General features: G+C 72.8%; 22 protein-coding genes. 5 read left to right on the forward strand and 17 right to left on the reverse strand.

What is annotated here, in order from left to right; all coding sequences use genetic code 11:
• Positions 1-2: 2 nt before the first annotated feature.
• Positions 3-2738, reverse strand: coding sequence for a family 78 glycoside hydrolase catalytic domain (locus HCN51_RS37345; RefSeq protein ID WP_346433928.1), 2736 nt, complete (start codon positions 2736-2738; stop codon positions 3-5).
• Between the two features lie 245 nt (positions 2739-2983).
• Here HCN51_RS37345 and HCN51_RS37350 point away from each other — a divergent pair, with 245 nt between their 5' ends.
• The 3 genes from HCN51_RS37350 to HCN51_RS37360 all read left to right on the forward strand — a co-directional run bounded on the left by HCN51_RS37350 (position 2984) and on the right by HCN51_RS37360 (position 9032).
• Entirely contained in the window at positions 2984-4207 is a 1224-nt protein-coding gene (locus HCN51_RS37350) for an MFS transporter (RefSeq protein ID WP_206068334.1), read from the forward strand.
• A 98-nt stretch (positions 4208-4305) separates the two neighbouring features.
• Positions 4306-6450, forward strand: coding sequence for a glycoside hydrolase family 3 C-terminal domain-containing protein (locus tag HCN51_RS37355; protein ID WP_168016415.1), 2145 nt, complete (start codon positions 4306-4308; stop codon positions 6448-6450).
• Positions 6447-9032, forward strand: coding sequence for a family 78 glycoside hydrolase catalytic domain (locus HCN51_RS37360; protein WP_168016417.1), 2586 nt, complete (start codon positions 6447-6449; stop codon positions 9030-9032). Before HCN51_RS37355 ends, HCN51_RS37360 begins: the two co-directional genes overlap by 4 nt.
• A 34-nt stretch (positions 9033-9066) precedes the next feature.
• Here the strand turns inward: HCN51_RS37360 and HCN51_RS37365 are convergent, their stop codons facing one another.
• The 9 genes from HCN51_RS37365 to HCN51_RS37405 all read right to left on the reverse strand — a co-directional run bounded on the left by HCN51_RS37365 (position 9067) and on the right by HCN51_RS37405 (position 17182).
• Positions 9067-10344: an FAD-dependent oxidoreductase gene (locus HCN51_RS37365; protein WP_168016419.1), complete on the reverse strand. Its 1278-nt coding sequence runs from the start codon at positions 10342-10344 to the stop codon at positions 9067-9069.
• The gene (locus HCN51_RS37370; RefSeq protein ID WP_346433930.1) at positions 10341-10652 is read right to left on the reverse strand and encodes a 2Fe-2S iron-sulfur cluster-binding protein; all 312 of its coding nucleotides are present in this window, start codon (positions 10650-10652) and stop codon (positions 10341-10343) included. The genes HCN51_RS37365 and HCN51_RS37370 overlap by 4 nt, the downstream gene beginning before the upstream one ends.
• 26 nt (positions 10653-10678) lie before the next feature.
• Positions 10679-11896: a cytochrome P450 gene (locus tag HCN51_RS37375; RefSeq protein ID WP_168016423.1), complete on the reverse strand. Its 1218-nt coding sequence runs from the start codon at positions 11894-11896 to the stop codon at positions 10679-10681.
• Positions 11893-12795: an SDR family NAD(P)-dependent oxidoreductase gene (locus HCN51_RS37380; RefSeq protein ID WP_206068335.1), complete on the reverse strand. Its 903-nt coding sequence runs from the start codon at positions 12793-12795 to the stop codon at positions 11893-11895. Before HCN51_RS37380 ends, HCN51_RS37375 begins: the two co-directional genes overlap by 4 nt.
• 17 nt (positions 12796-12812) lie before the next feature.
• Positions 12813-13724, reverse strand: a complete 912-nt coding sequence (locus HCN51_RS37385) for an SMP-30/gluconolactonase/LRE family protein (RefSeq protein WP_168016427.1) — start codon at positions 13722-13724, stop codon at positions 12813-12815.
• Positions 13725-13737: 13 nt separating this feature from the next.
• Positions 13738-14685 (reverse strand): alpha/beta hydrolase, encoded by a 948-nt coding sequence (locus HCN51_RS37390; protein WP_168016429.1) that lies wholly within the window; start codon positions 14683-14685, stop codon positions 13738-13740.
• Positions 14682-15545 carry an SDR family NAD(P)-dependent oxidoreductase gene (locus HCN51_RS37395; protein WP_168016431.1) on the reverse strand — a complete coding sequence of 288 codons (864 nt, stop codon included), beginning with the start codon at positions 15543-15545 and terminating at the stop codon, positions 14682-14684. The genes HCN51_RS37390 and HCN51_RS37395 overlap by 4 nt, the downstream gene beginning before the upstream one ends.
• A complete protein-coding gene (locus HCN51_RS37400) occupies positions 15542-16690 on the reverse strand; it encodes a serine hydrolase domain-containing protein (RefSeq protein WP_168016433.1) in 1149 nt (382 codons plus the stop codon). Before HCN51_RS37400 ends, HCN51_RS37395 begins: the two co-directional genes overlap by 4 nt.
• Before the next feature lie 111 nt (positions 16691-16801).
• Positions 16802-17182, reverse strand: a complete 381-nt coding sequence (locus HCN51_RS37405) for a nuclear transport factor 2 family protein (protein ID WP_168016435.1) — start codon at positions 17180-17182, stop codon at positions 16802-16804.
• A gap of 133 nt (positions 17183-17315) precedes the next feature.
• Here HCN51_RS37405 and HCN51_RS37410 point away from each other — a divergent pair, with 133 nt between their 5' ends.
• Positions 17316-18095: an enoyl-CoA hydratase-related protein gene (locus HCN51_RS37410; RefSeq protein ID WP_168016437.1), complete on the forward strand. Its 780-nt coding sequence runs from the start codon at positions 17316-17318 to the stop codon at positions 18093-18095.
• Between the two features lie 43 nt (positions 18096-18138).
• Here the strand turns inward: HCN51_RS37410 and HCN51_RS37415 are convergent, their stop codons facing one another.
• Both HCN51_RS37415 and HCN51_RS37420 read right to left on the reverse strand, forming a co-directional pair.
• On the reverse strand, positions 18139-20079 hold the full coding sequence (locus tag HCN51_RS37415; RefSeq protein ID WP_168016438.1) for a flavin-containing monooxygenase: 1941 nt from the start codon (positions 20077-20079) through the stop codon (positions 18139-18141).
• A 29-nt stretch (positions 20080-20108) separates the two neighbouring features.
• Positions 20109-20903 (reverse strand): IclR family transcriptional regulator, encoded by a 795-nt coding sequence (locus tag HCN51_RS37420; protein ID WP_168016440.1) that lies wholly within the window; start codon positions 20901-20903, stop codon positions 20109-20111.
• A gap of 182 nt (positions 20904-21085) precedes the next feature.
• Here HCN51_RS37420 and HCN51_RS37425 point away from each other — a divergent pair, with 182 nt between their 5' ends.
• On the forward strand, positions 21086-21709 hold the full coding sequence (locus HCN51_RS37425) for a TetR/AcrR family transcriptional regulator (RefSeq protein ID WP_168016442.1): 624 nt from the start codon (positions 21086-21088) through the stop codon (positions 21707-21709).
• Here HCN51_RS37425 and HCN51_RS37430 read toward each other — a convergent pair.
• The 5 genes from HCN51_RS37430 to HCN51_RS37450 all read right to left on the reverse strand — a co-directional run bounded on the left by HCN51_RS37430 (position 21701) and on the right by HCN51_RS37450 (position 26654).
• Positions 21701-22900 carry a CaiB/BaiF CoA transferase family protein gene (locus tag HCN51_RS37430; protein ID WP_168016444.1) on the reverse strand — a complete coding sequence of 400 codons (1200 nt, stop codon included), beginning with the start codon at positions 22898-22900 and terminating at the stop codon, positions 21701-21703. The genes HCN51_RS37425 and HCN51_RS37430 overlap by 9 nt on opposite strands.
• The gene (locus HCN51_RS37435) at positions 22897-23922 is read right to left on the reverse strand and encodes an acyl-CoA dehydrogenase family protein (RefSeq protein WP_168016446.1); all 1026 of its coding nucleotides are present in this window, start codon (positions 23920-23922) and stop codon (positions 22897-22899) included. Before HCN51_RS37435 ends, HCN51_RS37430 begins: the two co-directional genes overlap by 4 nt.
• A complete protein-coding gene (locus HCN51_RS37440) occupies positions 23919-25070 on the reverse strand; it encodes an acyl-CoA dehydrogenase family protein (RefSeq protein ID WP_168016448.1) in 1152 nt (383 codons plus the stop codon). Before HCN51_RS37440 ends, HCN51_RS37435 begins: the two co-directional genes overlap by 4 nt.
• Before the next feature lie 78 nt (positions 25071-25148).
• On the reverse strand, positions 25149-25844 hold the full coding sequence (locus tag HCN51_RS37445; protein ID WP_168016449.1) for a GntR family transcriptional regulator: 696 nt from the start codon (positions 25842-25844) through the stop codon (positions 25149-25151).
• Between the two features lie 60 nt (positions 25845-25904).
• Positions 25905-26654, reverse strand: coding sequence for an SDR family NAD(P)-dependent oxidoreductase (locus HCN51_RS37450; protein ID WP_206068337.1), 750 nt, complete (start codon positions 26652-26654; stop codon positions 25905-25907).
• Positions 26655-26673 lie beyond the last annotated feature (19 nt).

Consider the following 26673-nt stretch of genomic DNA (forward strand, 5'->3'; position numbering starts at 1 on the left):
TGTCAGTCCTTCTGGAGCCCGGCGAAGCCGGTCTCGATCTCGGCGGGCAGGTGGTCGGCGTTCGGGATCAGGGCGATGGCCTCGCGGACGGTCATGTTCTGGGCGGCGGAGTCCAGGCCGGTCTCCACGTACTCGGCGATCTCCGGCAGGTGCCGGACGATGGCGCCGGTGACGACGCGCATCGCGCCGGGCCGGTCGGCCACCTCGGCCAGGGTGCTGTCCAGGGTGAGCGGCGCGGCGGCGGCTCGGGTCTCGGCGTAGGGGGTGGTCCAGCGGTGGGTGCCGGAGCCGACCGTGTGCCGGTCGCCGCCGGGCAGCGTGACGTGCGCGGTGGTGTTCGGCGGGACGACGGCCTCGACGGCGAGCGTGCCGTCGTCGAGACGCCAGGAGGCGGCGGCCAGGCCGTAGGGGGTGCGCAGCCGGGCGGCGGCATGGGTGAGCCCGCCGCCGGGCCGGGGACGTACGGAGATCTCCCGGTAGCCCGGCGCGGCCGGGGCCAGCCCCGCGACCGTGCGGTGCAGCCAGTCGGCGACGGCGCCGAAGGCGTAGTGGTTGAAGGAGGTCATGCCGCTGGGGTTGACGGTGCCGTCGGGCAGCAGGCTGTCCCAGCGTTCCCAGATCGTGGTGGCGCCCTGCGTGACCGGATACAGCCAGGACGGGCACTCGCGCTGCAGCAGCAGCCGGTACGCGGCCTCCGTCTCGCCCGCCTCGGCCAGGGCGTCGCAGATGAGCGGGGTGCCGACGAAGCCGGTGGCGATCTTGTAGCCACTCGCGCGGATCAGCTCCACCAGGCGGGAGGCGGCGCGGGCGCGCCGGTCCGGCTCGGGGAGCAGGGCGAACTCCAGGGCCAGGGCGTAGGCGGTGGGCGAGTCGCTCAGCAGCCGTCCGGAGCCGGTGACGTACTCGGCGGCGAAGGCGCGGCGCACCTGCTCGGCCAGCTCCCGATGGGGAGCGGCGTCCTGCCCGATGGCCTCGGCCGCCCGGGCGAGCAGGTCGGCCGAGCGGGCGAAGTAGGCGGTGGCCACGATCTCGGGGTAGGTGCGGGCCTGCTCGGGCCGGTTGGCGGGCGCGGCGGGGTCGAGCCAGTCGCCGAACTGGAAGCCGCTGTCCCAGAGCCGGTCCGGCCCGGCCAGGCGGGCGACGTGCTCGACCCAGGCGCGCATGCTCGCGAACTGCCGTTGCAGGATGCCGGTGTCGCCGTAGCGGCGATACAGCACCCACGGGACGATCACGGCGGCGTCGCCCCAGGCCGCGGCGGCGTTGGAGGCGGTGGTGACGTTCGGCACGACGTGCGGCACCAGGCCGTCCTCGCGCTGCTCGGCGGCCAGGTCGGCGAGCCAGGAGGACAGGAGGCCGGCGCTGTCGAACAGGAAGGAGGCCGTGGGGGCGAAGACCTGCAGGTCGCCCGTCCAGCCCAGGCGCTCGTCGCGTTGCGGGCAGTCGGTGGGCACGTCGAGGAAGTTGCCGCGCATGCTCTGCACGACGTTCTCGTGCAGCCGGTTGACGAGCGGGTCGGAGCAGTCGAACCAGCCCGTGCGCTCCAGGTCGGAATGGCACACGACGGCCACCACGTCGTCCACCGGTCCCGAGATCTCGGCGTAGCGGAAGCCGTGGAAGGTGAAGCTTGGCTCCCACGTCTCCCCCTGCTCGTCGCCGCGCAGGAGGTAGGTGTCGGTGGCCTTGGCGGTGCGCAGCGGTGCGACGCACAGCTCGCCGTCCTGCATGATCTCGGCGTGCCGCAGCGTCACCCGCTCGCCGGCGGAACCGGTGGCGGTGATCCTGAGGCGGCCGACCAGGTTCTGGCCGAAGTCGTAGACGGTGGCGCCGCTCGGGGTGACGCGCTTCTCGACGGGGGCGAGGGTCTCGGTGCGGCGCACCGGCGGCCCTTCCGGCGCCACCAGGGTGCCCAGGTCGCGGTCCACGATCTCGACCGGCGACCAGCCGGAGTCGTCATGGCCGGGCGACGACCAGCCCCGGCGTTCCAGCCGGGCGTCGTGGATCTCGCCGTCGTACAGGTCGGAGGAGAGCAGGGGCCCGGACGCGGCCCGCCACGACTCATCCGTCACGAACCGCTCTGCCGTGCCGTCGTCGTAGACGACCTCCAGCTGGGCCAGCCAGGCGAGCCGGTCGCCGTACAAGGCCCGCCTGCCCTCGAAGCCCAGCCGTCCCCGGTACCAGCCGTCGCCAAGAGTCGCGCCCAGGCAGTTGGTCCCCTCGCGCAGCAGGTCCGTCACGTCGAAGGTCTGGTAGCGCAGGCGGTGCTGATAGGCGGTCCAGCCGGGTGCCAGCACGTGGTCGCCGACGACCTCGCCGTTCAGCTCCGCCTCGTACACGCCCAGCGCGGTGGTGTAGAGCCGGGCGGCGCGCACGCCCCGCCGGACCTCGAACTCGCCGCGCAGCAGCGAGCCCTCCCCCGGGCTGACGAACGCGGCCGACCAGTCCTCCCGCGCCAGCAGCCCCGCCTCCACGTGCGCGGGCTCGCTCCACGCCGACCACCCGCCGGGGCCTTCGACGCGCACCCGCACCGCCACGCGCTCGCGCGCCGCCAGCGGCGCGAACGGCCACGGCACCAGGACCGATTCGGCCGACTCGACCCGGACTCGCTCGCCCCTGGCCTCGACCTCGTAGGCGCCCTGCCGCCAGTCCGGCGTGCCGGTCTCGACGGCCCACGACAGGCGGGGTGTGGGGGTGCCGATGCCCAGCGGTTCACGCAGGTGCTCGAATCGGACGGTGATCACTCGGACGAACCCTCCCTGCTTACACGTGTTAGTGCTGTCACCGTACACCCTGGACGAGCCGGACCGTCAACCCGCCGACGATCGGCGCGACGGAAGCCTGCCCGGAATGATGTTCCGACACCTACTTGCACGTGTTAGTAGCACGTGGTTAACATCCGGGACACATCTCCGCCTCTTCCCTCTGTGGGGTCCACATGAGCCTGCACCCCGGTGACAGCGCATCGCCAACACCCACCCTCCCGAGAGTGGGCCCTCGATACATCTGGTTGATGGTCCTGGGCCAGTTCGGGGTCTTCATGGCCTTCATCACGCCGCTGGCCATCTCCCTGTCCGTCAAGGTCAGCCAGCTCGCACCCGGACGTGAGGAGTATCTCGGCTACATCACCGGCATCGGCGCTCTCGTGCCGCTCCTGATCGGACCCCTGTCCGGCACGTGGAGCGACCGCACCCGCACCCGGCTGGGCCGCCGCCGCCCCTTCATCATCGGCGGCATGCTGCTGGGCGTCGTCTCCCTCGTCGTCATGGCGACGGCGCCCAGCGTCCTCGTCCTCGGCGCCGGCTGGGTGCTGGCCCAGCTCGGCTGGGGCACCACCTTCGGCGGATTGAACAGCTCCCAGGCCGACCGGCTGCCCGAGGAACAGCGCGGCAAGGTGGCCGGGCTGTGCGGCTTCGCCACGCTGGTCGCACCGGTTGCGGGAGTCGCCCTGGCCGGAGCCCTGGGCGGGGACCCCCTGCTGCTGTTCCTCGTTCCGGGCGCGGTCGGCGTCCTGTCCGTGGTGTTGTTCGTCTGGCTGGCCGGCGAGGCCGACAGCCGCGGCCTGCCCGCCGCCGAGCCGCTGACCGCCCGGTCGCTGCTGCTGAAGTACACCTGGAGCGTCCGGCGCTTTCCCGACTTCTCCCTCAACTGGCTGGGCCGCTTCGCCTTCTACTTCGGGCTCACGCTCAACACCACTTTCACCGCCTTCTTCTTCGCCTCCCGGCTGGACGTCACCGTCGAGCAGGTCGCGGGCACCATCGCGGCGATCTCCGGCATCGGCGTGCTGGCCACCGCCGGAGGCGCGCTGGGCGGCGGCTTCCTGTCGGACAAGCTGCGCCGCCGCCGCGCGTTCGTCCTGGCCGCCGGCGTGATCTATGCCCTGGGCACGGTCACCATGGCGCTGTCGTCCGACGTCCCGCTGCTCTTCACCGGATCGATCATCAGCTCGCTGGGCCTGGGCGTGTTCTCCGCCGTGGACCAGGCCCTCGCCCTCGACGTGCTGCCCGAGCGGGAGACCCACGCGGGCCGCTACCTGGGCGTCTTCGGCTTCGCCACCTCCATACCGCAATCCGCCGCGCCGTTCCTCGCGCCCCTGCTCCTGGCCGTCGGAGCGGGCGGCGCGGAGAAGAACTACACGTTGCTCTACCTCGTGGCCGCCGCCTGCACGCTGGCCGGCGGCCTGATCGTCCTTCGCATCAAGTCCGTCCGCTGAGGAGCGGCCGTCCGTGACCTGAGGCCGCCGCGTACTCCCCTCGCGTTCATCCCCGGCGTCTCCGACGAACTGCGCAACGACCTGAAGGAAGCCCTCTCGTGAACCTGCAAGACAAGGCGTCCCTGCTGTCCGGCCGGGATTTCTGGAGCACCGAGCCGGTCGGCGACGTGCCCTCCGCCGTGCTGAGCGACGGCCCGCACGGCGTGCGCCGGCAGACCGGGGAAGCCGACCACGTCGGCATCCACGAGAGCCTGCCCGCCACCTGCTTTCCTCCCGCGGTGGCGGTCGGCTCCAGCTGGGATCCGGCCGTCGCCGGCCGCCTGGCCGCCGCCGTGGCCATCGAGGCTCGCGCGCTGGACGTCCAGATCAGCCTGGGGCCGGGGGTGAACATCAAGCGCTCGCCGCTGTGCGGGCGCAACTTCGAGTACTACTCCGAGGACCCGCTGCTCACCGGTGTGCTGGCCACCGCCCACGTCGAGGCGCTGCAGGCGGGCGGCGTCGGCGCGTCGGTCAAGCACTTCGCGGCCAACAACCAGGAGACCGGCCGCATGCGGGTCAGCGCCGAGATCGACGAGCGCACCCTGCGCGAGATCTACCTGCCGGCCTTCGAACGCGTCGTCAAGCAAGCCGCGCCCGCGACGGTCATGGCCGCCTACAACAAGGTCAACGGCGTCTACGCCAGCCAGCATCCCTGGCTGCTCACCCGGGTGCTGCGCGAGGAATGGGGGTTCGAGGGCGTCGTGGTCTCCGACTGGGGCGCCGTCAACGACCGGGTCGCGGCGCTGAAGGCCGGGCTGGACCTGGAGATGCCCGGCAACCCCGCGAACGACGCCATGATCGTCCAAGCGGTCCGGGACGGCGAGCTGGACGAGGCGGTCGTCGACCGCTCCGTCGCGCGGGTGAGCGCCATGGCGCGTGCCTGGCGGCCGGAGCCTGCCGCGTTCGACGCCGACACCCATCACGCGCTGGCCCGCGAGCTGGCCGCCGAATGCGCCGTGCTGCTGAAGAACGACGGTGACACCCTGCCCATCAGGGCGGACGTACAGACGATCGCGGTCCTCGGCCCCTTCGCCACCGAGCCGCGCTTCCAGGGCGGCGGCAGCTCCCACGTCACCCCCACCCGCGTCGACAGCCCGCTGGAGGAGATCAGGAGGCTCGCCGGAGACCGGGTCATCACCGCCGACCCCGAGCACGCCGACCTGGCGATCGTCTTCGCCGGGCCGGCCGACCTCGACGAATCGGAGGGGTACGACCGGGCGGGCCTCGATCTGCCCGCCGAACAGGTCGAGCTGATCCGTGCCACCGCCGCCGCGGCCCGCCGTACCGTCGTGGTCCTGTCCAACGGCGGGGTGGTGTCGCTGGAGGGCTGGCACGACGAGGTGGACGCCATCCTGGAGGGGTGGCTGCTCGGCCAGGCGGGCGGGGGCGCGATCGCCGATCTGCTGTTCGGCGTCGCCGCGCCCTCCGGGCGGCTGGCGGAGACCATCCCGATGCGCCTGCAGGACACCGCCAGTTACCTGAACTTCCCCGGTGAGCAGGACGTGGTCCGCTACGGCGAGGGCGTCATGGTGGGTTACCGCTACCACGAGACGGCCGGGCGGCCGGTCCGCTATCCCTTCGGCCACGGGCTCACGTACACGACCTTCGCGGTCAGCGACCTCACGGTGCGGGTCACCGGCGACGACAGCGCGCGCGTCTCCGTCACCGTCGCCAACACCGGCCGGCGGTACGGCAAGCACGTCGTCCAGCTCTACGTCGCCACGCAGGCCGGGCCGGTCCGCCGCCCGGCTCGCGAACTGCGCGCCTTCACCAAGGTCGGCCTCGAACCCGGCCGGTCCACGACCGTGACCTTCGACCTGGACGCCCGCGCCTTCGCCTACTGGGACGTCAAGGAGGGCCGCTGGCTGGTCGCGCCGGGCGACTACACCGTTCAGATCGGTGAGAACGCCTCGGAGGTCGTCGTCGAGGAGACGATCGAGCTCGCCGGTGAAGTGATCGCCAAGGAGCTCACCATGGACTCCAGCGTCGGAGAATGGTTCGCCCACCCGCAGGTGGGCCCGGTGCTCATACGGCACGTCGCGGCCACCATGACCGAGGAGCAGCGGGCCGCGGCCGCCGAGCACCAGGACCTGCTCAAGATGATCGAGTCGCTGCCCATGCACCAGTTCCTCAGCCCCATGGGGGTGCGGCTCCCGGACCAGGCCGTGCGGGAGATGATCGAGCTGAGCCGGAGGCCCCAGTGAACACGCCGAGCCGGCTGAGGGTGGACCACCTCGGCGAAACGCCGGGCACCGACGTCGCCCGGCCGTGCCTGTCCTGGTGGCTGCCCGCAGGATCGGCCCATCAGCTCGCTTACCGGATCCGCACCCAGGACTGGGACTCCGGCCGGATCGACAGCGACCGGAGCGTGCTGGTTCCCTACGCCGGGCCGGAACCGGCCGCCGGTCAGCGGGTCACCTGGCAGGTCAAGGTCTGGACCGATCGCGGCGAGAGCGGCTGGTCGGCGCCCTCGTTCTGGGAGCGGACGATCGGCACCTGGACGGCCCGCTGGATCGAACCGGCCGAGGACGGCACACCCGAGCCCGGCAGACGCCCCGCCTACCTGCTGCGGCACGAGTTCACCCTCGACGCGGTGCCCGCCAGGGCGCGCCTGTACGCCACGGCGCACGGCGTCTACGAGGTGTTCGTCAACGGCGTGCGCGTCGGCGACCAGGAGCTCACGCCGGGTTTCACCGCCTACCGCTCCCGCCTGCACGTGCAGACCTATGACGTCGGCGCGCTGCTGCGCGCGGGATCCAACGTCATCGGCGCGGTGCTGTCGGACGGCTGGTACCGGGGGCGGACCGGCTACGAGCGGATCCCCGACGGGTACGGCACGCGCACCGCCTTCCTCGCCGAACTCCACGCCGGTGACGCGGTGATCGGTACCGGCCCGGCCTGGCGCTCGACCATCGGGGAGATCGTCGCCGCCGACCTCATGGACGGCCAGGAGAGCGATTTCTCCCGTGCGATCCCGGGCTGGTCGCGCCCCGGGCTGGACGTCAGCGCCTGGCAGGAGGTGAGGCTGCCGGACCTGACGACCGAGGGCCGGCTGACCACCAGCCCCGCCCCGCCCGTCCGCCGGATCGAGACGCTCGCGCCGGTGGCGATCACCAGCCCGCGTCCCCGCGTGCAGGTGGTGGATTTCGGGCAGACCATCAACGGCTGGGTACGGCTGAGCGCACCGCCCGGGCAGGTCACCCTGACCCACGGGGAGGCGCTCGGCCCCGACGGCGACCTCACCATGGACCACCTGGCGGCCGTGGACCACGCCACCGGGACGAAGCTCGACACCGGGCAGCGGGACCGCGTCACCGCCGCGGGCGGCGAGGTGTTCGAGCCGCGCCACACCACGCACGGCTTCCGCTACGTGCGCGTCGAGGGCCACGACGGGCCACCGGATGTCGAAGCCGTGGTCGTCCACACCGACCTGCGCCGCACCGGCTGGTTCCGGTGCAGCGACGAGCGGATCAACCGGCTGCACGAGGCGGCGGTGTGGAGCTTTCGCGGCAACGCCTGCGACATCCCCACCGACTGCCCCACCCGCGAGCGCGCCGGCTTCACCGGCGACTGGCAGATCTTCCTGCCCACGGCCGCGTTCCTGTACGACGTGGCCGGGTTCTCGATCAAGTGGCTGCGCGACCTCGCGGCCGACCAGTGGCCGGACGGACGCGTCCCCAACTGGGCCCCGGAACCGGGCCACGACCGGCGCGCCGACGAGACCTACGCCTACATGAACGGGTCGGCGGGATGGGGTGACGCCGCGGTCATCGTGCCCTGGCAGACCTACCTCGCCTACGCCGACGAGCGCGTTCTGGCCGAGCAGTACGCGTCCATGACCCGATGGGTCGATTTCGCCGCCACCCGTGCCCGCGAGGGCCGCCATCCCGAGCGCGCCGCCGCCCGCCCGCGACCGGCTCCGCACGAGGAGTACCTGTGGGACAGCGGCTTCCACTGGGGGGAATGGACCGAGCCGCAGCAGGATCAGCCGTTCTGGGCCATCGACCAGGGGATCGTGGCCACCGCGTACCTCCACCTGTCCGCGAGGCTGCTCGCCCGCACCGCCGCGGTGCTGGGCAAGGACGCCGACGAGGCCCGCTACGCGGCCTACGCGGACAACGTCCTGGCCGCGTGGCGGGCGGAGTTCATCCGCGCCGACGGCACGCTGACCGTCGACACCCAGGCCACCCACGTGCGCGCGCTCGCGTTCGGCCTCGTGCCGCCGCCGCTGCGGGAGCGGACCGCGCGGCGCCTGGTCGAGCTGATCCGCGCGGCCGGCACGCACCTGGGCACCGGGTTCCTCGCCACGCCGTTCCTCCTGCCGGTGCTCGCCGACACCGGCCACCTCGACGTCGCCTACGAGCTGCTGTTCCAGGACAGCGTCCCGTCGTGGCTCGCGATGATCGACCGCGGCGCCACCACGATCTGGGAGGACTGGGACGCCATCGCCGACGACGGCACCCCCAAATCGTCCCAGAACCACTACAGCAAGGGTGCCGTCATCTCCTTCCTGCACCGCTACGTCGCCGGCATCCGGCCGCGCGACGACGCGCCGGGTTACCGGCACTTCGACCTCCATCCCCGGCCCGGCGGCGGCCTCACCTCCGCCGAAGCCCGGCTCGACTGCCCCTACGGGCGGATCGCCAGCCGCTGGCGGATCGACGACGGCACGTTCCACCTCACCGCCACCGTCCCGCCCGGCACCCGCGCCACCGTCACCCTCCCGGACGGCACCACCGTCGACGTCGGCCCCGGCCTGCACCACTACACCTGCCCGGCCACATGAGCACCGCCCCCTGCGAGCTGGTGCCCGCCGCGACTCATGCTCGGCGCTCTCGCTCACCTGTGTCGGCACGTTGTGCGGCGGCGAGGTGCTCCTTCAGCGGCAGAGCGGTGTCCCTGGCCGTCGCCGGTGGCAGTGAGATGCCCTCGCCGAGAGCCCGGCGCACGGCGAGGAAGTCGGCGGGGCTGTTGACGCATTCGGCGGCGACCAGCCGCGGGCCCCGGTAGCGCAGCGCCGTGTGCTGTCCCGGGCGCCGGCCGGGACGCAGGACGACCTCGTCGTCCGGGCGGGCCAGCCCGGCGATCTGCAGCTTGAGCCTGCCTTGGTCGGACCAGAACCAGGGGACGCCACGGTAGGGGCGGTCCAGGCCGGCCAGCGTGGCGGCGGCCGAGGTGGCCTGCTCGATGGCGTTGTCGACGCTCTCCAGCCGCAGCCGTGGAGCGTCGTGCGACCAGGGGGACGGGTCGGGCAGGTTCGCGCAGTCACCTATGGCGATGGTGCGGCCGTCGGAGGCCAGGGAGCGGGCGTCCACGACGATGCCGTCGTCGCAGCGCAGCCCGGCGGCGCGGGCCAGCTCGTCGCGGGGCCGGGCGCCCACGCCGACCACGACGAGGTCCGCGGGCAGCTCCTCGCCGTCGTCCAGTTCCACCGCGTCGACCGTGCCGTCCGTGCCGCGCAGGCGGACGGGGCGCAGTCCGGTGCGGACCTGTATGCCGGCGGCGCGGTGCGCGGTCGCGACGAGGTCGGCCGTGGCCCTGCTGACGACGCGGTTCATCAGGGCGGGCGCGGCTTCGACCACGGTCGCCGGGATGCCGGCCGTTGCGGCGGTGGCGGCCACCTCCAGGCCGATGAAGCCGCCGCCGATGACGACCACGGCGGTGGCGGTGGCCAGGCGCCCGGCGAGGGCCTGTGCGTCGCGGACGTCGCGGAGCGTCAGCACGCCGTCGAGGCCCGCGCCCTCGATCGGCAGGCGGCGGGGGCGCGCGCCGGTGGCCAGCACGAGCCGGTCGAACCTCCAGCGGTGGCCGGTGGCGGAGGTGGCCGTGCCCGTGCCGTCGCCGGCGAGGTCGATCCGGTCGATGTGCTCCCCGGTCACCAGGTCGATGCGTTTGTCCGCGTAGAAGGCGGCGCTGCGCAGCGCGAGGGAGGCGAGCGGGGCCTCGCCTTTGAGGAACGCCTTCGACAGCGGGGGCCGGGCGTAGGGGGCGTGCGGTTCCTGGCCGACGAGGGTGATGGGTCCTTCCCAGCCCAGGTCCCGGGCGGTCCCGGCGAGCTGCGCGCCGGCCTGGCCGGCGCCCACGATGAGCAGGTTCACAGCTGGGCTTCCGGGACGGTCACGTGGACCTCCTGGCCGTCGCGCAGGATGAGCTGACAGGACAGGCGGGAGTTGCCCTGGCGTTCGGTGGCGGCGCAGTCGAGCATCTCGTCCTCGTCGTCGCCGACGGGGGCGAAGTCGTCGGCGTTCTCCTCGGCCAGGAAGACGTGGCAGGTCGCGCACGACAGCGACCCGCCGCACTGGCCGACGATGCCGGAGACGCCGTTGCGGACGGCGGTCTGCATCACCGAGTCACCGGCGGCCGCTTCGATCACGTCCTGGCGGCCGTCGGGCTGGGTGTAGAACACTTTCGGCAAGGTGCTGTTCCTCGCGTTCACCAGGTGACGGGCAGGTCGGTCATCGGCTGGGTCAGCACGTCGTGGCGGACCACGGGCTCGCCCGCCAGCCGCAGCTGTGGCAGCCGCTTGAAGATCTCGGCCAGGCCGACCTGCAGCTCCATGCGGGCCAGCGGCGCGCCGAGGCAGTGGTGCATGCCGTAACTGAGCATCAGGTGCGGGTTGTCGGCCCTGGTGATGTCGAAGCGGCCCGGATCCGGTACGACGTCGGGGTCGTGGTTGGCGGCGCCCGGGTCCATGCTGACCGCTTCCCCGGCGGCGATCAGCTGCCCGTCGATGACCACGTCCTCGGTCGCGACGAACGGCACCAGGCCGCCTCCGCCTCCTACGGGGCCGCCCATCATGAAGCCGCCGTGGCGCAGCACCTCTTCGGCGGCCGTGGGTGCCAGGCCGTCGGGGTCGGTCAGGAACAGCTCCCGCTGCTCGTCGGAGCGCAGCAGCGACAGCACGCCGGTGGTCAGGAAGTTGGCGGTGTTGTCGAAGCCTCCGACGATGAGCAGGAACGCGATGGGCAGGATCTCGGCGTCGGTGAGCGTCTCGTCGCGCTCGTGGGCGTGGGCCAGGGAGCTGAGCAGGTCGTCGCGGGGTTCGGCGCGCCGCTTGGCGATCAGGTCGGTCATGTACGCGGCCAGCTCGCCCATGTCGGCGGCGATCTCCTGCTCGGACTTCCCGGCCACCGACAGGGTGGAGGAGCTCCACCGCTCGAACTTCTCCCGGTCCGACGAGGGCACGCCCAGCAGCGAGCTGAGCATCTCGATGGGCAGGGGTACCGCGTACTCAGCGACGAGGTTGCGCACGCCGCCCCGCGCGACCATGCCGTCGATCAGCTCGCCTGCGAAGGCGACCGCCGAGTCGCGCATGTCGCGCACGCGCCGCGGCGAGATCGCCTTCTGCACCAGCTTGCGCAGCCTGGTGTGCTGGGGCGGGTCCTCGAACTGCAGCGTCGTGCGCAGGAAGCCGGGGAAGGGCACGAAGAACGGCACCTCCCGCTCCCCCGTGCGGAACGGCTCGCGGACGAAGCGCCGGTCGCTGAGCATCTGCCGGGCCGCCCGGTTGCGGTGCACGATCCAGACGTCGCCGCCGTACGGCATGGTGACCTTGGTCATGGGGCGGTCGGCCATGAGGCGCCGCAGGTGTTCCACGGCCTCGGCCGGGGGCCGGGGCGCGAAGGGGAACTCGATGGGGGTGGTCATCATCTCTCCGTCGAAGTCAGGGTGATGGTTTCCGGTCGCGCCTGCGGGGTGAGGGCCATGATGTCGTCGAACCGCTCGGCCACCGTCTCGATGGTCAGGCCGGGCTCGTGGATGCCCTCGGTGGTGACGACGGCGAGCCGGTTGACGGTGCCGCCGGCGGCGTTGAAGACCTCGCCGCTCACCCGGCAGGAGGGGTGGGTGAGGTAGGCGGCCACGGGGGCCACGTGCTCGGGCAGGAGCTGGGTGCGCAGGTACTGCATGACGTCGGGGGACAGCGAGTCGGCCGAGTTCTCGGCCATGCGGGTGCCGGCTCCGGGCGCCAGGGCGTTGACCAGCACGCCGTGCGGGGCGCCCTCGATGGCGAGGTTGCGGGTGAGGGCGAAGACGGCCCCCTTGGAGCTGCCGTAGTGGGTCATCAGCGGGTTGCCGAGCATCGCGGCGGAGACCGTGTTGACCACCCGGCCGCTGCCGGAGGCGATCAGGTGCGGCCAGGCGGCGCGGCAGAGGTACAGCGTCCCGAAGAAGTGCACGTCGAGGTGGCGCCGGTACTCCTCGATCGGGATCTCGTCGAAGTGCCCGGTCCGGACGATGCCGGCGTTGTTCACCACCGCGTCGAGCCGGCCGTACGCGGCCAGGGCGGCTTCGACCACGGCGGCGGCGCCGTCCTCGGTGGCGACGTCGGCGCGGCAGGCGACGGCCCGCCCTCCGGCCGCGCGGATCTCGGCGGCGACGTCGGCAGCCGGGTCGTCGCCGTCGACGCCGGAGCCGTCCACGCGGGCGCCGAGGTCGGCGACGACGACGGCGGCGCCACGGGCGGCCAGCAGCAGGGCGTGCGCCCGGCCGATGCCGCGCCCCGCGCCGGTCACGACGATCACGCGGTCATGGAAGGAAAGCAGGTCCACAGTGGATCCCTTCTCGGTCATGGGCGGTTCGCCCCGCCGCTCGCCTGGACCGGTACCTGCCAGATGGTGCCGCGGCGGTTGCGCCGGGACTCCTCCCAGTCCATGACGTCCAGGCCGGTGCAGATGTACAGGGTGCGCCGGTCGGCGCCGCCGAGCACGCAGGCGGGCGGCAGGGCCTCGGCGGGGTCGAAGGGCACCACGTCGGTGATGGCGCCGCCGTCGGCGAAGCGCGCGACGGCCACTCCGGGCATTCCGGCCCAGACCCCGCCGTCGTCGTCCAGGCAGATGCCGTCCGGCAAGGAGGGCGTCTCGGCGAAGACGCGCCGGCCGGTCAGGCGGCCGTACTTGTCGCGGTCCAGCACGGTGATGCGGTTGGCGAACGCCTCGGCGGTCAGCACCCGGCTGCCGTCGGCGGTGATCGCGATGCCGTTCGCGCCGGACATGCCGCCCAGGCCGGTCAGGGCGTGTGCGGTGCCGGCGGGCTCCACGACCAGCAGCGGCGAGTCGCGCGGCTCCTCGCCCTGGAACAGCTCGAAGCCGAGCTGGGTGACGTAGGCGCGGCCGTCGCCGTCCACGACCATGTCGTTGATCGGCCCGCTCGCCAGCTCCCGCAGGTCGGCGTGGACGGTGACCTGCTCGCCGTCGAAGGCCAGGACGAGCCGCTCGTGCATGGAGGTGACGATCAGCCTGCCGTCGGGCAGCCAGCCGAACCCGCCGGGGATGACCTCGGTGCCGTTGACGGACGTGCGCCGCGACAGGTCCAGGACGGTGTGCGGGGTGCCGTCGTCGTCCAGGCGGACGACGCGGTGCGCGTACATGTCGCTGAAACACAGCGCGCCGTCGTGCCAGCGCGGGCATTCGGCCCAGGTGTAGCCGCTCGACAGCTGTTCGGCGGCCAGCACGCGGGCGTGGGCGAACGGATCGGCCACGGGTTCTCCTAGGTCAGAAGGGCAGCGGGTGGGCGAACTTGGCGCGCAGCAGCGCGCCGATCTCGGCGACGGCGAGCCGGCCTCGGGCGAGGTGGTCCGACTGGGCGAGGAAGCCGTGATAGGTGCCGGGGTAGCGGGTGTGGGTGGTCTGGACGCCGGCCTCGCGCAACCGGCGGGCGTAGCGCTCGCCCCAGTCCCTGATCGGGTCGCACGCGGCCGTCACCACGATGGCCGGCGGCAGCCCGCTCAGGTCGGCGGCGTAGGCGGGGATGCGGTAGGCGCTGTCCGGGTGGCCCTGCCCGGCGTCGGCGTTCTCGTTGAGGAACAGGACGTCGTCCCGGCTGAGGATCGGCGCCTGCGCGTACCGCGCCATCGACCGGGCGGCCAGGTCCCGGTCGAGGCCGGGGTAGGCGAGCACCTGGCAGCTGATCGCCGGCCCGCCCCGGTCCCGCGCGGCCAGGGCGACCGCCGCCGCGAGGGTGCCGCCCGCGCTGTCGCCGACGACGGCCAGCCTGTCCGGGTCGATGTGCAGGTCGGCGGCGTGTTCGGCGGTCCAGACGGTGGCGGTGTAGGCGTCGTCGAACTGGGCGGGGGGCGGCGACTCGGGCGCGAGGTGGTATCCGACCGACACCACCGTGGCGCCGCTGTGCCGGGCCAGGTGCCTGGCCAGCGGCTCGAAGGAGTGGTTGGAGCCCAGGCACATGCCGCCGCCGTGGAAGTAGACGAGCACCGGTGCGCGCTCGTCGAGGGTGGGGCGGTGGACGCGCAGCGGGATCTCCCCCCACGGCCCGTCGATCAGATGGTCCTGGGTGACGGCCATGACGGGCAGGTCCGCGGGCAGCGGCATCGTCTCCATGGCGTGGCGGATCGCGGCCAGCCCGCGCTCGCGCATGGGCGGCACGTCGGCCAGGGCGGCGGCGATGGCGGCGGCGTCCGGGTCCAGTTCGGCGGGCGAGGTCATGAGGCGGGGACGGTGAACTCGCCCTGCGGCAGGCGCGGGGCGCGGCGGCGGGTCAGGGTGTCGGCGCGTTCTGCCATGGTGTCGGCGACGAAGGGCTGCGACAGCAGGTAGAACTCGTCCGCGGCGGCCTGGTCGAAGAACACCCGGGCGGCGTCGATGGGGTCCATCGCCTGGGCTTTGATCCGCAGCATGGCCGCGCGGTGGTCCTCGGCGGCGGCGACGTCTCCGTCCTCGACGGCGCCGGCGGACTCGAAGATGTTCGAGGCCACGGCGCCGGGAAGAACGGCCTGGACGTGGACGTGATGTCCGTGCCCGGCGAGCTCGACCTCCTGGCGCAGGCATTCGGTGAGCGCCAGGACGGCGTGCTTGCTCATGATGTACGGCGCCTGCAGCGGGGCGGCGCTGACGCCGCCGATGGACGACAGGTTCCACACCCACGAGCGGCCGGGCTCGGCCATCATGCGCGGCAGGAACGCCTTGATGCCGTGGAAGACGCCGCTGATGTTGATCGACACCAGGCGTTCCCAGTTGGCGACGGGGGTGTCCCACAGGTAGCCGAACTGTTCGACGCCGGCGTTGTTGACCAGGAGCCTGACGGGACCGGCGTCCCGGAAGGCGGTCGCGGCCAGGCGCTCGACGGCGTCGGGGTCGCGCACGTCGCAGACGACGTCGAGGGCTCGGGCGCCGTGCCGCTCCAGTTCGGCGCGCAGAGCGGCGATCGCGGCGGCGTCGACGTCGGCGAGCACGACCGTCATGCCGAGCTCGCGGGCGGCGTACCGGGCCAGGCCGGCGCCGATGCCCGCACCGGCTCCGGTGATGACGGCGACGCCGCCGCCGAACAGGTCCTTGGGCGTGCTCATCGCAGGCTCCCTTCACGCTCGGCGACGATCTCGCGGATGGCGCGCACCACGGGCTCGAAGGTGCTGCCGGGTCCCGCGCTCACCGGGGCGTCCATGTTGTTGTGGCAGATCGCGACCGCGAGCCGGTCGCGCAGATCGGCCCAGGCGACGGAGCCGCCCGCGCCGGGGCTGTAGATGACGGAGCGGTGATCGCCCACGAGCGGGTCGGAGGCGCCCGGCTCGCCGCCGAGCCAGAACCCGTTCGCGCCGAACCACACCGGGATGGTCAGCACCTGGTCGGGGGCGTGCGGGTCCGTGCGTGGGCGGGTGAACGTGGCGACCCGGTCGGGCGACAGCAGCCGGACGCCGTCGAGCCGCCCGCCTTCGGCGAGCATCGCGAAGATCCTGGCCACCGCGTTCGCGGTGGCGATCGCGCCCGCCCCGGGGTCCACGGCCTGCTGCATGACCGGCTGGTTGTGCACGTCGGAGCCGGGGAAGACGGCCTGGGGGCTGATGTTGTGCTCGTCGGTGATCGCGAACGTGTTGCCGCCGTACAGGGTGGCCACCCGTGCGAGGTCGTCATCGGGGACGCCGAGGTGGAAGTCGGTGACGCCGAGCGGCGCGCAGATCTCCTCGGCGACGAAGACGTCGAAGGGCCGGTGCGCCGGATCGGTGCGGCGTACGACCTCGCCGACGATCCAGCCCCACACCAGGACGTGGTAGGCGCTGGTCGTGCCCGGCTCGTACAGCGGGGTGAAGGCGGCGATCCGGTCCGTCATCCACTCCCAGTCGGCCAGCAGCTCCGGGGTGACGCCTTCGGGCATCTGCGGGATGCCCGCCCGGTGCGACAGGGCCTGCTCGACCGTGATGGCCTGCTTGCCGCCCGCGGCGAACTCCGGCCAGTACCGGGCGATCGGCGCGTGCAGGTCGACCAGCCCGCGCTCGGCCTGCAGGTGGAGCGCGGTCGCGGTGACGCCCTTGGTCACGGAGAACACCGGGAACAGGGTGCGCTCGTCGACGGGCGCGCCGGTGGCGGTGTCGGTGACTCCGGCGACCGCGTCGGCGATCAGCTCGCCGCGGTGGTAGGCGGCCACGGCGATGCCGATCTCCCCCAGGTCAAGCGCGCGATCAAGAGCCTTGCCGAGGCGAGGATCGGTGGTGGTCATGTGCTGTCCCCCTGCGGTGAGCGGCGTCGCTTGCGGGCTGGTGACCCGACGCTAGGGCGGAGGCGACGCCGTTGCTGGACGGTGTTCCGGTGAGTGGACGGCTTGTGCGTCTCAGGTCGTCACCTCGCGGCGTGCCAGCAGCCAGCGGCCGTCCCCGCCGCGGGTGAGCTCGTCGCGGTAGGAGCCGATGGCGACGATCGCCGCGGGCGGGCCGGCGGACACGAGCAGGAAGGACGACAGCGCCGTGGCGCGGTCGCCGGTGGTGTGCACCTCCAGGTTGGTGATCACGTGCCGGTTGCCCGAGCCGGGGCCGGCGTGCCCGAGCTCGCGCATCCGGGTCAGCCCGGCGACGGTCTGCTCGCGTCCGCGCCAGCGCGCGCCGGCCATCGCCCACTCGACGTCGTCGGTGAGCAGGGCGCCGAGGTCGTGCGGGGTTCCTTCGTCGGCCAGGCGGGCGAACGCGTGCAGGAGGTTGGCGATGTCGGAGGTCATGGAGAGGTACTGTCCTCTTGATCCCGGTCGTCTTGAGGGCGGACGTCCACTGAGCGGACGCTTCGGCGGAAGCGGCGACCGGTGTCGGGCAGGGTGAGAGGCGTACTCGTCCCCGACGTTGCGGAGGCCGCTCGTGCGAGCAGACAGCGAGGACCTGTCGGTCACGGTGGAGAACGGGGTCGGGCTCCTGGAGCTGCGCCGGCCGCCCGCCAACTACTTCGACGAGCAGCTCATCGGGCTGCTCGTGGACGCCGCCCGCGAACTGGACGGCAGCGCGGACTGCCGGGTGCTCGTCCTGGCCTCCGAGGGCAGGCACTTCTGCGCCGGCGCCGACTTCGGGACGGGCGGCGCCTTCGACGGCGACCGGGTGGCCGTGGCGCGGCGCCTGTACCGGCGGGCGGCGCCGTTGTTCGAGATCCGGACCCCGATCATCGCCGCGGTCCAGGGCGCCGCCGTGGGCGGAGGGCTGGGGCTGGCCTGCGCGGCCGACTTCCGGGTCGCCGATGAGCACACCCGGTTCGTCGCGAACTTCGCGATGCTGGGCTTTCATCAGGGGTTCGGGCTGAGCGTGACGCTGCCGGAGATCGTCGGCCGGCAGGCGGCGGCCGACATGCTGCTGAGCGGCCGGCCGGTGCGCGGCCAGGAGGCCCATCGCATCGGTCTGGCCGATCGGCTGGCCGAGCCCGGCCGGCCGCGCGAGCAGGCGCTGGCCTGGGCCCGCGAGCTGGCGTCGGCTGCCCCGCTGGCGGTGCGGTCGATCCGCTCGACGTTGCGGGCCGGTCTGGCGCGCCGGGTCGCCGAGGCGCTGGAGCACGAGCTGGCCGAGCAGGCGCGGCTGTGGGCGACCGCGGACTGCGCCGAGGGCATCGCGGCGAGCCTGGAGCGCCGGCCACCGGTGTTCCGCGGGGAATGACCGCGCCGGGGATGCGGGCCGCCCGCACCCCCGGGGGTGGTGATCAGCCGGTGAACACGTAGTCGCGCGGCTCCGGCGCGCGCAGCATGGCCCAGTAGTCGACCAGCCGCCACGGGCAGGCCACCCAGGCGCGTCCTGCCTTGTTGCGGTAGTACCCGTTCGCCGTGCCGCCGTGTTTCCAGACGGTCTTGTCCAGCTCCTCATCGACGCGCCGGTTGTAGTCCTCGGTCGCCTCCCGCGTCGGCTCCATCGCGGTGTGGCCGTGCTCGACGAGGTACTGCAGGCTCTCCACGACGTAGTGGACGTGCTCCTCGCTGGTGACGTTGTGGCCGCCGCCGTGGTTGGGCGCGGCGTTCGGGCCCGCCGTGACGAAGAAGTTGGGAAAGCCCGGCACGGTGATGCCGAGGTACGCCCTCGGGTTCTCCTCGGCCCATTCCTCGGCCAGCCTGATGCCGCCGCGGCCGACGACGTCGAGGAAGCCGAGGTATTCGAGCCTGAAGCCGGTGGCCCAGATGATGACGTCGGCGGGGATGAACTCGCCCTCCGTCGTCACCACGCCGTCCGGGCGGATCCGCCGCAACGAGCCGCGGTGCAGCGACACGTTGTCGCGCTTGACGGCTTCGAAGAAGCCGGGGTCCTTGACGATCCGCTTGGCGAACGGCGGGAAGTCCGGCGTCAGCATCTCCTTCAGATCGGGACGGTCGGCGAAGGACCGGTCGAGGTAGTCCAGGCAGACCCGCATCACCATGTCGTTGGCCGGGGACGAGGAGACGTGCGTGGCGTACCACTCCTCGTCGATGCGCGGGATGGAATAGCCCTTGTCGGCGGCCCACCAGTAGGTCTTGACGCGGAACCACTGGTGGAAATAGGGGATGTGCTCCAGCGCCCATCTCATGCCCTCGGGCACGTCGGCGGCGACCTTGCGCTCGGGGATGACCCAGTGCGGCTGGCGCATCACGACGTCCAGGGACTTCACCTGCTCGGCGATCGCGGCCACCACCTGGACCGACGTGCAGCCGGTGCCCAGGACGACCACCCGTTTTCCGCTGAGGTCCACGTCATGGCGCCACTCGGCGGTGTGCATCGTCTCACCGTCGAAGGTGTCGATGCCGTCGATGTCGGGGATGGCCGCCGCGTTGAGCACGCCTGTCGCGGTGACCACGGCGTTGGCGTGGTGCGTGCGCACCGAGCCGTCCTTGTGCCGGACGGTGATCTCCCAGATCTGGTCGTCCTCCTGCCAGCGGCAGCCGAGCACCTTGGCCGAGAAGGTGATGTGCGGGTGGAGGCCGTACTTACCGGCCACGTGGTGCAGGTACTGCAGGTACTCCGGTCCTGTCGGGTAGTACTTCGACCAGCCCGGGTTGAGCTCGAAGGAGTAGGAGTAGAAGTGGCTCGGCGTGTCGACGGCCGCGCCCGGATAGGTGTTGCGCGACCACGTTCCGCCGAGGTCGTCGCGTTCTTCGAACACCTGGTAGCGGAAGCCCGCCCGACCGAGTTCGATCGCGGCGTTCAGGCCGATCATGCCGCAGCCGATGATCGCGACGGTGAAGCCGGCCGGCGGCTTGCGGGTGGCCGGAACGACCCGGCGGGCGGGCTCGAAGCCGCCCTGCTCGCGCAGGTGGGGGACGTACTCCTCGCCGACGGTGTCGGCCACGCACAGCTCGGCCATCCGGCGGAACAGCGCGTCGTCCGGTACGGCGATCCGGGGGATCAGCGGTCCTGCGAGCAGGTGCCGGGCGCGCTCGCGCACCTCGGCCGCGACCGTCGCGGGGTACTCCCCCATGATCGCCTGGGTGCGGCTTCGCTCCTGCTCCAGTCTGGCCCTGAACTCGTCGAGGAGAGCGGTGTCCCCGCTGTGGTGGACCAGCGCCATCAGCAGGGCGCCCGGCTCGGCGACGTCGATGGCCGCGTCGAGGGCCTGGCGATCGATGTCGGTCACCGGTGCCAGGACGTAGGTGGGCTGGTCCGGGGATATCAGCGTCATGGGTCAGTGGTTCCTTCGCATGGGGGGTTTCAGCAGGCGCGGGTGATCGCCGGGACCCGCGCGGTGCGGCGGGTCAGGCCGGAGGCGGCGTACCAGACGTCCATGGCGGCGATGCGCACGGCGTCGCCGGCTTCCTGGACCGGCATCGTCTCGGCGGGCCCGCACAGCGACAGGGCCGCGCGCAGGCTGCCGCCGGAGGGGCCGATGGAGGCCGCCACCGCGATGATGCCCGCGGTGCAGCCCTGGACGTCGACGGCGACGCCGCCGCGGTCGCGCACGCGTTCCAGGTCGCGTCGCAGCTGGGTGCGGGTGCGGACGCCGTACACGGTGGCCGGAGGGGGGAAGGTGAGGTCCGGCCAGTCGGCTTCGGTGAGGTGCGCGAGGATGGCGCGGCCCGCGGCCGAGTGCACGGCGGGCTGGCGGCCTCCGGGACGCCAGGTCTCCCCTCTTTCCGGCCAGTCGCCGATGCGCTCCAGATGCAGGACCTCGCCCGACATCAGCGTGCTGAGGTGCACCGTCAAGCCGGTGGAGCGGTGCAGGGCGTACATGAACGGAAGGCACGCCTGGTGCAGGCGCTCGCGCTGGACGACCTTGCTGCCCAGCTCGAACATGCGCAGGCCCAGGCGGTATTGGTAGCCCTGCCGTTCCACCCAGCCGAGCTCCACCAGCCGTTGCAGGATCCGGTGCGCCGAGGAACGCGGCAGGTCGGCCTGCCGCGCGATCTGCGCCAGGGTGAGGCGAGGGTGACCGTCGAAGACCTGCAGCAGGGACGCCACCCTGTCGATCATGGTGATGGGTGAGCCAGGGCTCTGTGCCGTGGTCATGCTCCGCCTCCCCGGCCGCATCGCCGGTTGCACATTGTGCCTGCATGGCACAAACTGACACCTCGTGAGCTTACGACCCGGTTGCAGCGGTGTAAACACATTGGATCCAGTTTCCGCATACGAAATGTGGATCGGGATGGTGCCGAGCCTCTGGGAGACTGGGAGGCTGTGAGGTGTTGCCCATGACCAAGCCCATCCGGCAGAGCTTGACGGAGCGGCGTACCGAAGAACTGCGCATGACGATCGCTCGCAAGGCGGCCGAGATCTTCGTCTCCGACGGCGACACCTCGGCGACGGTCGAGCGCATCGCCGAGGCGGCGGGCATCGCCACCCGCACGTTCTACCGCCACTTCCCGGTGAAGGAGGACGTCGTCCGGCCGCTGTTCCGCCACAGCTCGCGGCTGGTCATCAGGGCTCTGCGGGAGGCGCCCTGCGAAGGGGATCTCATCGAGGTGCTGGTCGGGGTGTGGATGTCGGCGCTCGAGGAGGAGACCGTCGGTCCTTCCGAGCGCCGCTTCCTGGCGGTGATGGCGGCCAGCCCGCAGTACCGGCTGCGCTGGATGGAGGTCGACGAGGAGCTGTCCGAGGCCGTGGCGGAGTTCCTCGGCAAGCGTCTCGGGTGGGGCGAGCGCCCGCTGGAACGCTCGCTGCCCGCCTACCTCGTGGTGCAGGCCACCCGGCACGTCTTCATGCGGTGGATCACCTCCGACTCCGGCCAGGACGTCGCCGATCTGCTGCGGGAGGCCTTCCGCATGGTGCTCGACGGCGTCCGCACGGTCGCCGCCGTCCGGGCCTCGTCAGGGTGAGTGCGGCCCGAAGGCCCCCGAACGGCGGAGCGCCGAGATCCGCTCCGGGCTGTAGCCCAGCCCGGTCAGGACGCGGCGGGTGTCGGCCCCTGCCGCCGCGGGGGCACGCGGCGGCGCCGCCGCCGACCGGCTCAGCTTGATCGGCACCCCGATCCCGCGGTACGCCCCGTCCTGGACGACCATGGCGCGATGGCGGGTGTGCGGCGCGGACAGCGCGCCGTCGATGTCGTGCACCGGGCTCGCCGGCACGCCGCGCGCCGCCAGCTCTCCGGCGAGGTCGCCGGCATCGCGGCGCAGGAAGAGCGGCTCCAGTTCCGCCAGCAGCTCCGCCCGCCGGCTCACCCGGTCCTTGTTGCGCCGGAAGCGCGGATCGCCGGCCAGGTGCGGGCGTCCGAGCACCTCGGTGAGCGCGGCGAACTGGGCGTCGCTGGCGGCGGCGACGAACAGGCGGCCCTGCCCCTTCGTCCGGAACACCTGGTAGGGCGCCACGGTCGGGTGCGCGGCCCCGGTCCGCTCGGGCACCGCACCGGACTGCAGGTAGGTGGCGGAGTGCGGGTGGAGGATCGACAGGACCGCGTCGAACAGCGTCACGTCCACGAGCTGGCCCCGCCCGCTGCCGGCGCGTTCCAGCAACGCCAGCAGCACGCCCGCGAACGCCTGATGCGCGGCGGTGAGGTCCACGATGGGCACCCCCACGCGCAGCGGGTCGCCGTCGCGTTCGCCGTTCAGGCTCATCAGCCCGCCGTAGGCCTGCAGCACGGCGTCGTAGCCGGGCAGGCCGCCGAGCGGGCCGTCCACGCCGTAACCGGTGATGCGGCAGTAGACCAGCCGGGGGAACTCCCGCGCGAGCCGGGACTCGTACCCCAGCCCCCATCCCTCCATCGTGCCCGGCTTGAAGTTCTCCACGACCACGTCCGCCCGGGCGATGAGATCGTGCAGCACCTCACGGCCCGGCGGCGTGCGCAGATCGAGCACGACGTTGGCCTTGTTGCGGTTGAGGCCCTGGTAGTAGGCGCTGGTCGTCTCGGCCTCGTCGACGAACGGCGGGCCCCACCGGCGGGTCTCGTCGCCGGCGGGCGCCTCCACCTTGACCACGTCCGCGCCATGGTCGGCGAGCATCTGCGCGCACAGCGGCCCGGCCAGGACCCGGCTGAGGTCGAGCACCCGCACGCCGCGGGCGGCACCGCTCATCCGGCGTCCCCGGTCAGCAGCGGCCACCAGGCGCGGTCGTGGAGGGCGGCGGCCAGGTGGTCGTGCCAGTGGCTCTCGTTGCCGAACTCCTCGCGCCAGGCCCACAACCGCGTGGTCACCGCCCCGAGGTGGTGCTCGCTGGAGTAGCCGAGCGCGCCGTGCAGCTGATGGCCGATAGCGGCGACCTGCCGCGCGCCGGCCGAGGTCGTCGCCTTCGCCGCGGCGACGGCCACGGCGGCGTCCGCGTCCCCGTGCTCGACCGCGGCCACGGCGGCCTGCGCGCTCACCTGCATCGCGGTGACCTGCGCGGCCAGCGCCGCCAGGTGCTGCTGCACCGCCTGGAAGCGGGCCAGCGGGCGGCCGAACTGCTCGCGTTCGGTGACGTGGCGGCGGGCCGAGACCAGCACCGCGCGGGCCGCCGCCGCGAGCTGGACGGACCTGGCCAGCGCGCCCCGCCTCAGCAGCGCGGCGGCGTCCAGGCCGGGCGGCGCGGCGGCGGACGCGGCTGCCGCCACTCCGTCCAGGACCAGCAGGTCGCGCGGCTCGCCCGCCAGGTTCTCCGCCGTCACCAGGTCAACCCCGGCATCGCCGGGGATGACGGCGACCAGGTTCTCCTCCGCGCAGCGCACCATCGTGACGACGTGGCCGGCGTGCCGGGCCCACGGCACGCGCAGGCGCCCCGACAGCCGCAGCACACCGTCCTGCCGGTGCCCGATAGCCTCGTCGAGCGAGGCGACGGTCATGCCCGCGGGCACGGACAGCCCGGCGCGGGCCAGCAGCCAACCGGCGAGGAAAGCGGTCTCCGCCACCGGCACAGGCACGGCGTGGAAGGCCGCGACATCCACCACCACCGACAGCTCGCCGAGACCGCCCCCGCTGCCGCCGGCCTCCTCCGGAACACCGATGAGGTGGAAGCCGCCCTCGCTCAGTTCCTTCCACGCCCTGCCGGTACGGTCCTCGCCCCGCCGGTCCACGATGGCGGTCACCGTGGCGCGGATCTCCGCGCGCGGATCGTCGTTCATCGGACCCCCAGTCCGCGCGCCACGACCGAGCGCAGGATCTCGTTGCTTCCGCCGCGCAGGGTGAACGCCGGGGAGTGCAGGATCGCCTCGGCGAGCAGCCCGTCCAGGCCCGGCCCGTTCTTGCGGGGCTCGATGCCCGCCAGCCTCCGCACGGTCTCCACCACGTCGGCTTCGAAGCGGGATCCGAGATCCTTCACCAGCGCGGCGGCGATCTCCGGCGGCCGCCCCTCGGCCAGGGCCGCCGCCACCGACAGCGACATCTGCCGCAGGGTCCAGGCGCGTGCCGTCAGCCCGCCCAGCTCCCGCTCGGCGGACGCGTCGCCCTGCTGCCGCACGTGCTCCGCCCACGCTCGCAGGAGCGGCACCGTGCTCATGTAGCGTTCCGGCCCGGACCGTTCGTGCGCCAGCTCGGCGGTGACCTGCCGCCAGCCCGCACCGCGCTCGCCCAGCAGGCTGTCCTCGGCGACGACGGCCGCCTCGAAGATGACCTCGTTGACGTGGTGCTCCCCGTCGATCGTGCGGATCGGCCGGATCTCGACGCCCGGTGCCGGCAGGTCCACGATGAACTGCGACAGCCCCGCGTGCCGGTCCGCCGGCGAGCCGTCCGTGCGGGCCAGGACGACGATCGCGTGGGCGAAGTGCGCCCCGGTCGTCCACACCTTCGTGCCGGTGATCTCCCAGCCGCCGTCGACCTGCCGGGCGCGGGTGCGTACGGACGCCAGGTCGGAGCCGGCGTCGGGCTCGCTCATCCCGATGGCGAAAGAGCACTCGCCGCGGGCGATCGCCGGCAAGTAGCGCTCGCGCTGCGCCGGGCTGCCGTGCCGCAGGATGGACGGCGCCATCTGCCGGTCGGCGATCCAGTGCGCGGCGACGGGCGCGCCCGCGGCCAGCAGCTCCTCGGTCACCACGAACCGCTCCAGCGGGGAGCGGTCATGGCCGCCGTAGGCGCTCGGCAGCGTCATGCCGATCCAGCCGCGCGCGCCCAGCCGGCGGCTGAAGGCGGGATCGGCCACCGACATCCACGCGTCGCAGCGCGGGACGAAGGTGCCTGCCGCCAGCTCGCCGTCCAGAAAGCTCCGGACGTCGTCGCGAAGCCGTCGGGCGGCTTCACCGAGGCGGTGCGGGGGAAGATGGATGCTCGTCGTCAACCGGACTCCTCCTTCGGTCCGGTTCACGCTATGGGGCCGGAGCCCGCCCAAGGGGACGATGTTCCGTTGAGCGGACGGTCAGCGTGGCACGCCTGGGGCCAGCATCAGGCTCAGCTGGTCCGCCGATCCCGCGCGATGCGTGTCCATCAGCTCCACCAGCCGCTCCACGTCGCCGGCACCGAGCGCGGCGACCATCTCCCGGTGCTCGGCCAGGATCCGCGCCCGTCCCGCCTCGTCGTGGAGGTAGACCGCGTGATAGGGCAGCGCCCACGTCCAGACGCGCTTGATCTGGCCCACGACGAGGTTCAGCTCGCTCAAGTCGAAGATCGCGAAGTGGAACCGGGTGTTGAGGACGCGCATGCGCGGCAGGTCCGTCTCGGCGGCGGCGCGCTCGACCTCCTCGGCCAGGGCCGCGATGTGGTCGAGCTCGTCAGTGCCGGGCCGGGGCAGGCTGCGGATCACCTCCGTCTCCAGCAGCCTGCGCATGAGATACACCTGGTCGAACTCCGATCGGCTCAGCCGGGTCACGGCGAAACCGACGTGTTGCTCATGGACCACCAGGCCGTCCGCGGCGAGCTGGCGCAGTGCCTCGCGCACCGGCAGCCGGCTGACCCCGAGGGCGGCCGCCATGTGCTCCTGCCGGATCTGCTGGCCGGGCAGCAACTCCCCCGACACGATCATCTGCGTGATCTCGTCGACCACCCGGGCCACCACCTGGCCGGCGGCAGGTGCGGCGGTGGGTGCGGCGGTGGGTGAAGTCTTCCTGGACGGCATGGCACTCCTCACGATCCCCTCCACCGTAGGGGTTGAGCCGCCCCGCACGCGCCGCGGGGCTCAGCTCGTGACGCTGCCGCCGTTGAGGTTGAGAGTCTGGCCGGTCATCCAGGACGCCTCCGGCGAGGCGAGATAGACGACGGCCGCTCCGACGTCCTCCGGAGTGCCGAGCCTGCGGGTCGGGATGCGCCGCGCGAACTCCTCCGTGCTGTCTCCGGCGGCGTTGCTCTGCAGCCCGAGCGCGAGGGAGTTGGCGGTCACGCCGAACGGGGCGAACTCCTGGGACAGGTGCCGGATGAAGCCCTCCACCCCGCTCTTGGCCGCCCCGTACAGCGAGATGCCCGCCGCCGAGCCGGTGCGCGCCGCTCCGGAGGAGATCTGCACGATCCGTCCCCAGCCCGCCTCGCACATGTCGTCGGCGACCGCCGACACGCAGTTCATCGCCCCGTACAGGTTGATCTCCACCGGCGCCCGCCACCGGTCCGGCGCCAGCGTGCGGAACGGTCCCTGCCCGAAGTCGGCGGGGATGCCCGCGTTGTGGACCAGGATGTCGAGATGACGGCCGAACTCCGCGCGGGCCCGTCCGACGCCGTCCCGCACCGCCTCCAGATCGGTGACGTCGAAGACGACGGGCACGGCGCGCCCGCCCGCGGAGGTGATCTCCTTGCTCACCGCTTCGGCGCGCTCCGGCACCAGGTCGTTGACCGCCACGGCGGCGCCCTGCGCGGCCAGCGCGCGGGCGATGCCCGCACCGGCGTTCTGACCGGCTCCGGTCACCAACGCGGTGCGGCCCGACAGATCGAACATCATCTCTTCCCTCTCCTCTGCG

Origin of the sequence: Nonomuraea composti (assembly GCF_012034275.1) — a bacterium.
In the GTDB taxonomy this organism is placed as follows: Bacteria; Actinomycetota; Actinomycetes; order Streptosporangiales; family Streptosporangiaceae; genus Nonomuraea; species Nonomuraea composti.

Bases quoted from the DNA above. Each gene is read 5' to 3' on its own strand.
- HCN51_RS37415 (WP_168016438.1), bottom strand. From the start codon at position 20,079: ATGACGCTGATATCCCCGGACCAGCCCACCTACGTCCTGGCACCGGTG.
- HCN51_RS37375 (WP_168016423.1), bottom strand. From the start codon at position 11,896: ATGATGACCACCCCCATCGAGTTCCCCTTCGCGCCCCGGCCCCCGGCC.
- HCN51_RS37435 (WP_168016446.1), bottom strand. From the start codon at position 23,922: ATGAACGACGATCCGCGCGCGGAGATCCGCGCCACGGTGACCGCCATC.
- HCN51_RS37450 (WP_206068337.1), bottom strand. From the start codon at position 26,654: ATGATGTTCGATCTGTCGGGCCGCACCGCGTTGGTGACCGGAGCCGGT.
- HCN51_RS37425 (WP_168016442.1), top strand. From the start codon at position 21,086: ATGACCAAGCCCATCCGGCAGAGCTTGACGGAGCGGCGTACCGAAGAA.
- HCN51_RS37390 (WP_168016429.1), bottom strand. From the start codon at position 14,685: ATGACCTCGCCCGCCGAACTGGACCCGGACGCCGCCGCCATCGCCGCC.
- HCN51_RS37400 (WP_168016433.1), bottom strand. From the start codon at position 16,690: ATGACCACCACCGATCCTCGCCTCGGCAAGGCTCTTGATCGCGCGCTT.
- HCN51_RS37420 (WP_168016440.1), bottom strand. From the start codon at position 20,903: ATGACCACGGCACAGAGCCCTGGCTCACCCATCACCATGATCGACAGG.
- HCN51_RS37445 (WP_168016449.1), bottom strand. From the start codon at position 25,844: ATGCCGTCCAGGAAGACTTCACCCACCGCCGCACCCACCGCCGCACCT.
- HCN51_RS37430 (WP_168016444.1), bottom strand. From the start codon at position 22,900: ATGAGCGGTGCCGCCCGCGGCGTGCGGGTGCTCGACCTCAGCCGGGTC.
- HCN51_RS37395 (WP_168016431.1), bottom strand. From the start codon at position 15,545: ATGAGCACGCCCAAGGACCTGTTCGGCGGCGGCGTCGCCGTCATCACC.
- HCN51_RS37405 (WP_168016435.1), bottom strand. From the start codon at position 17,182: ATGACCTCCGACATCGCCAACCTCCTGCACGCGTTCGCCCGCCTGGCC.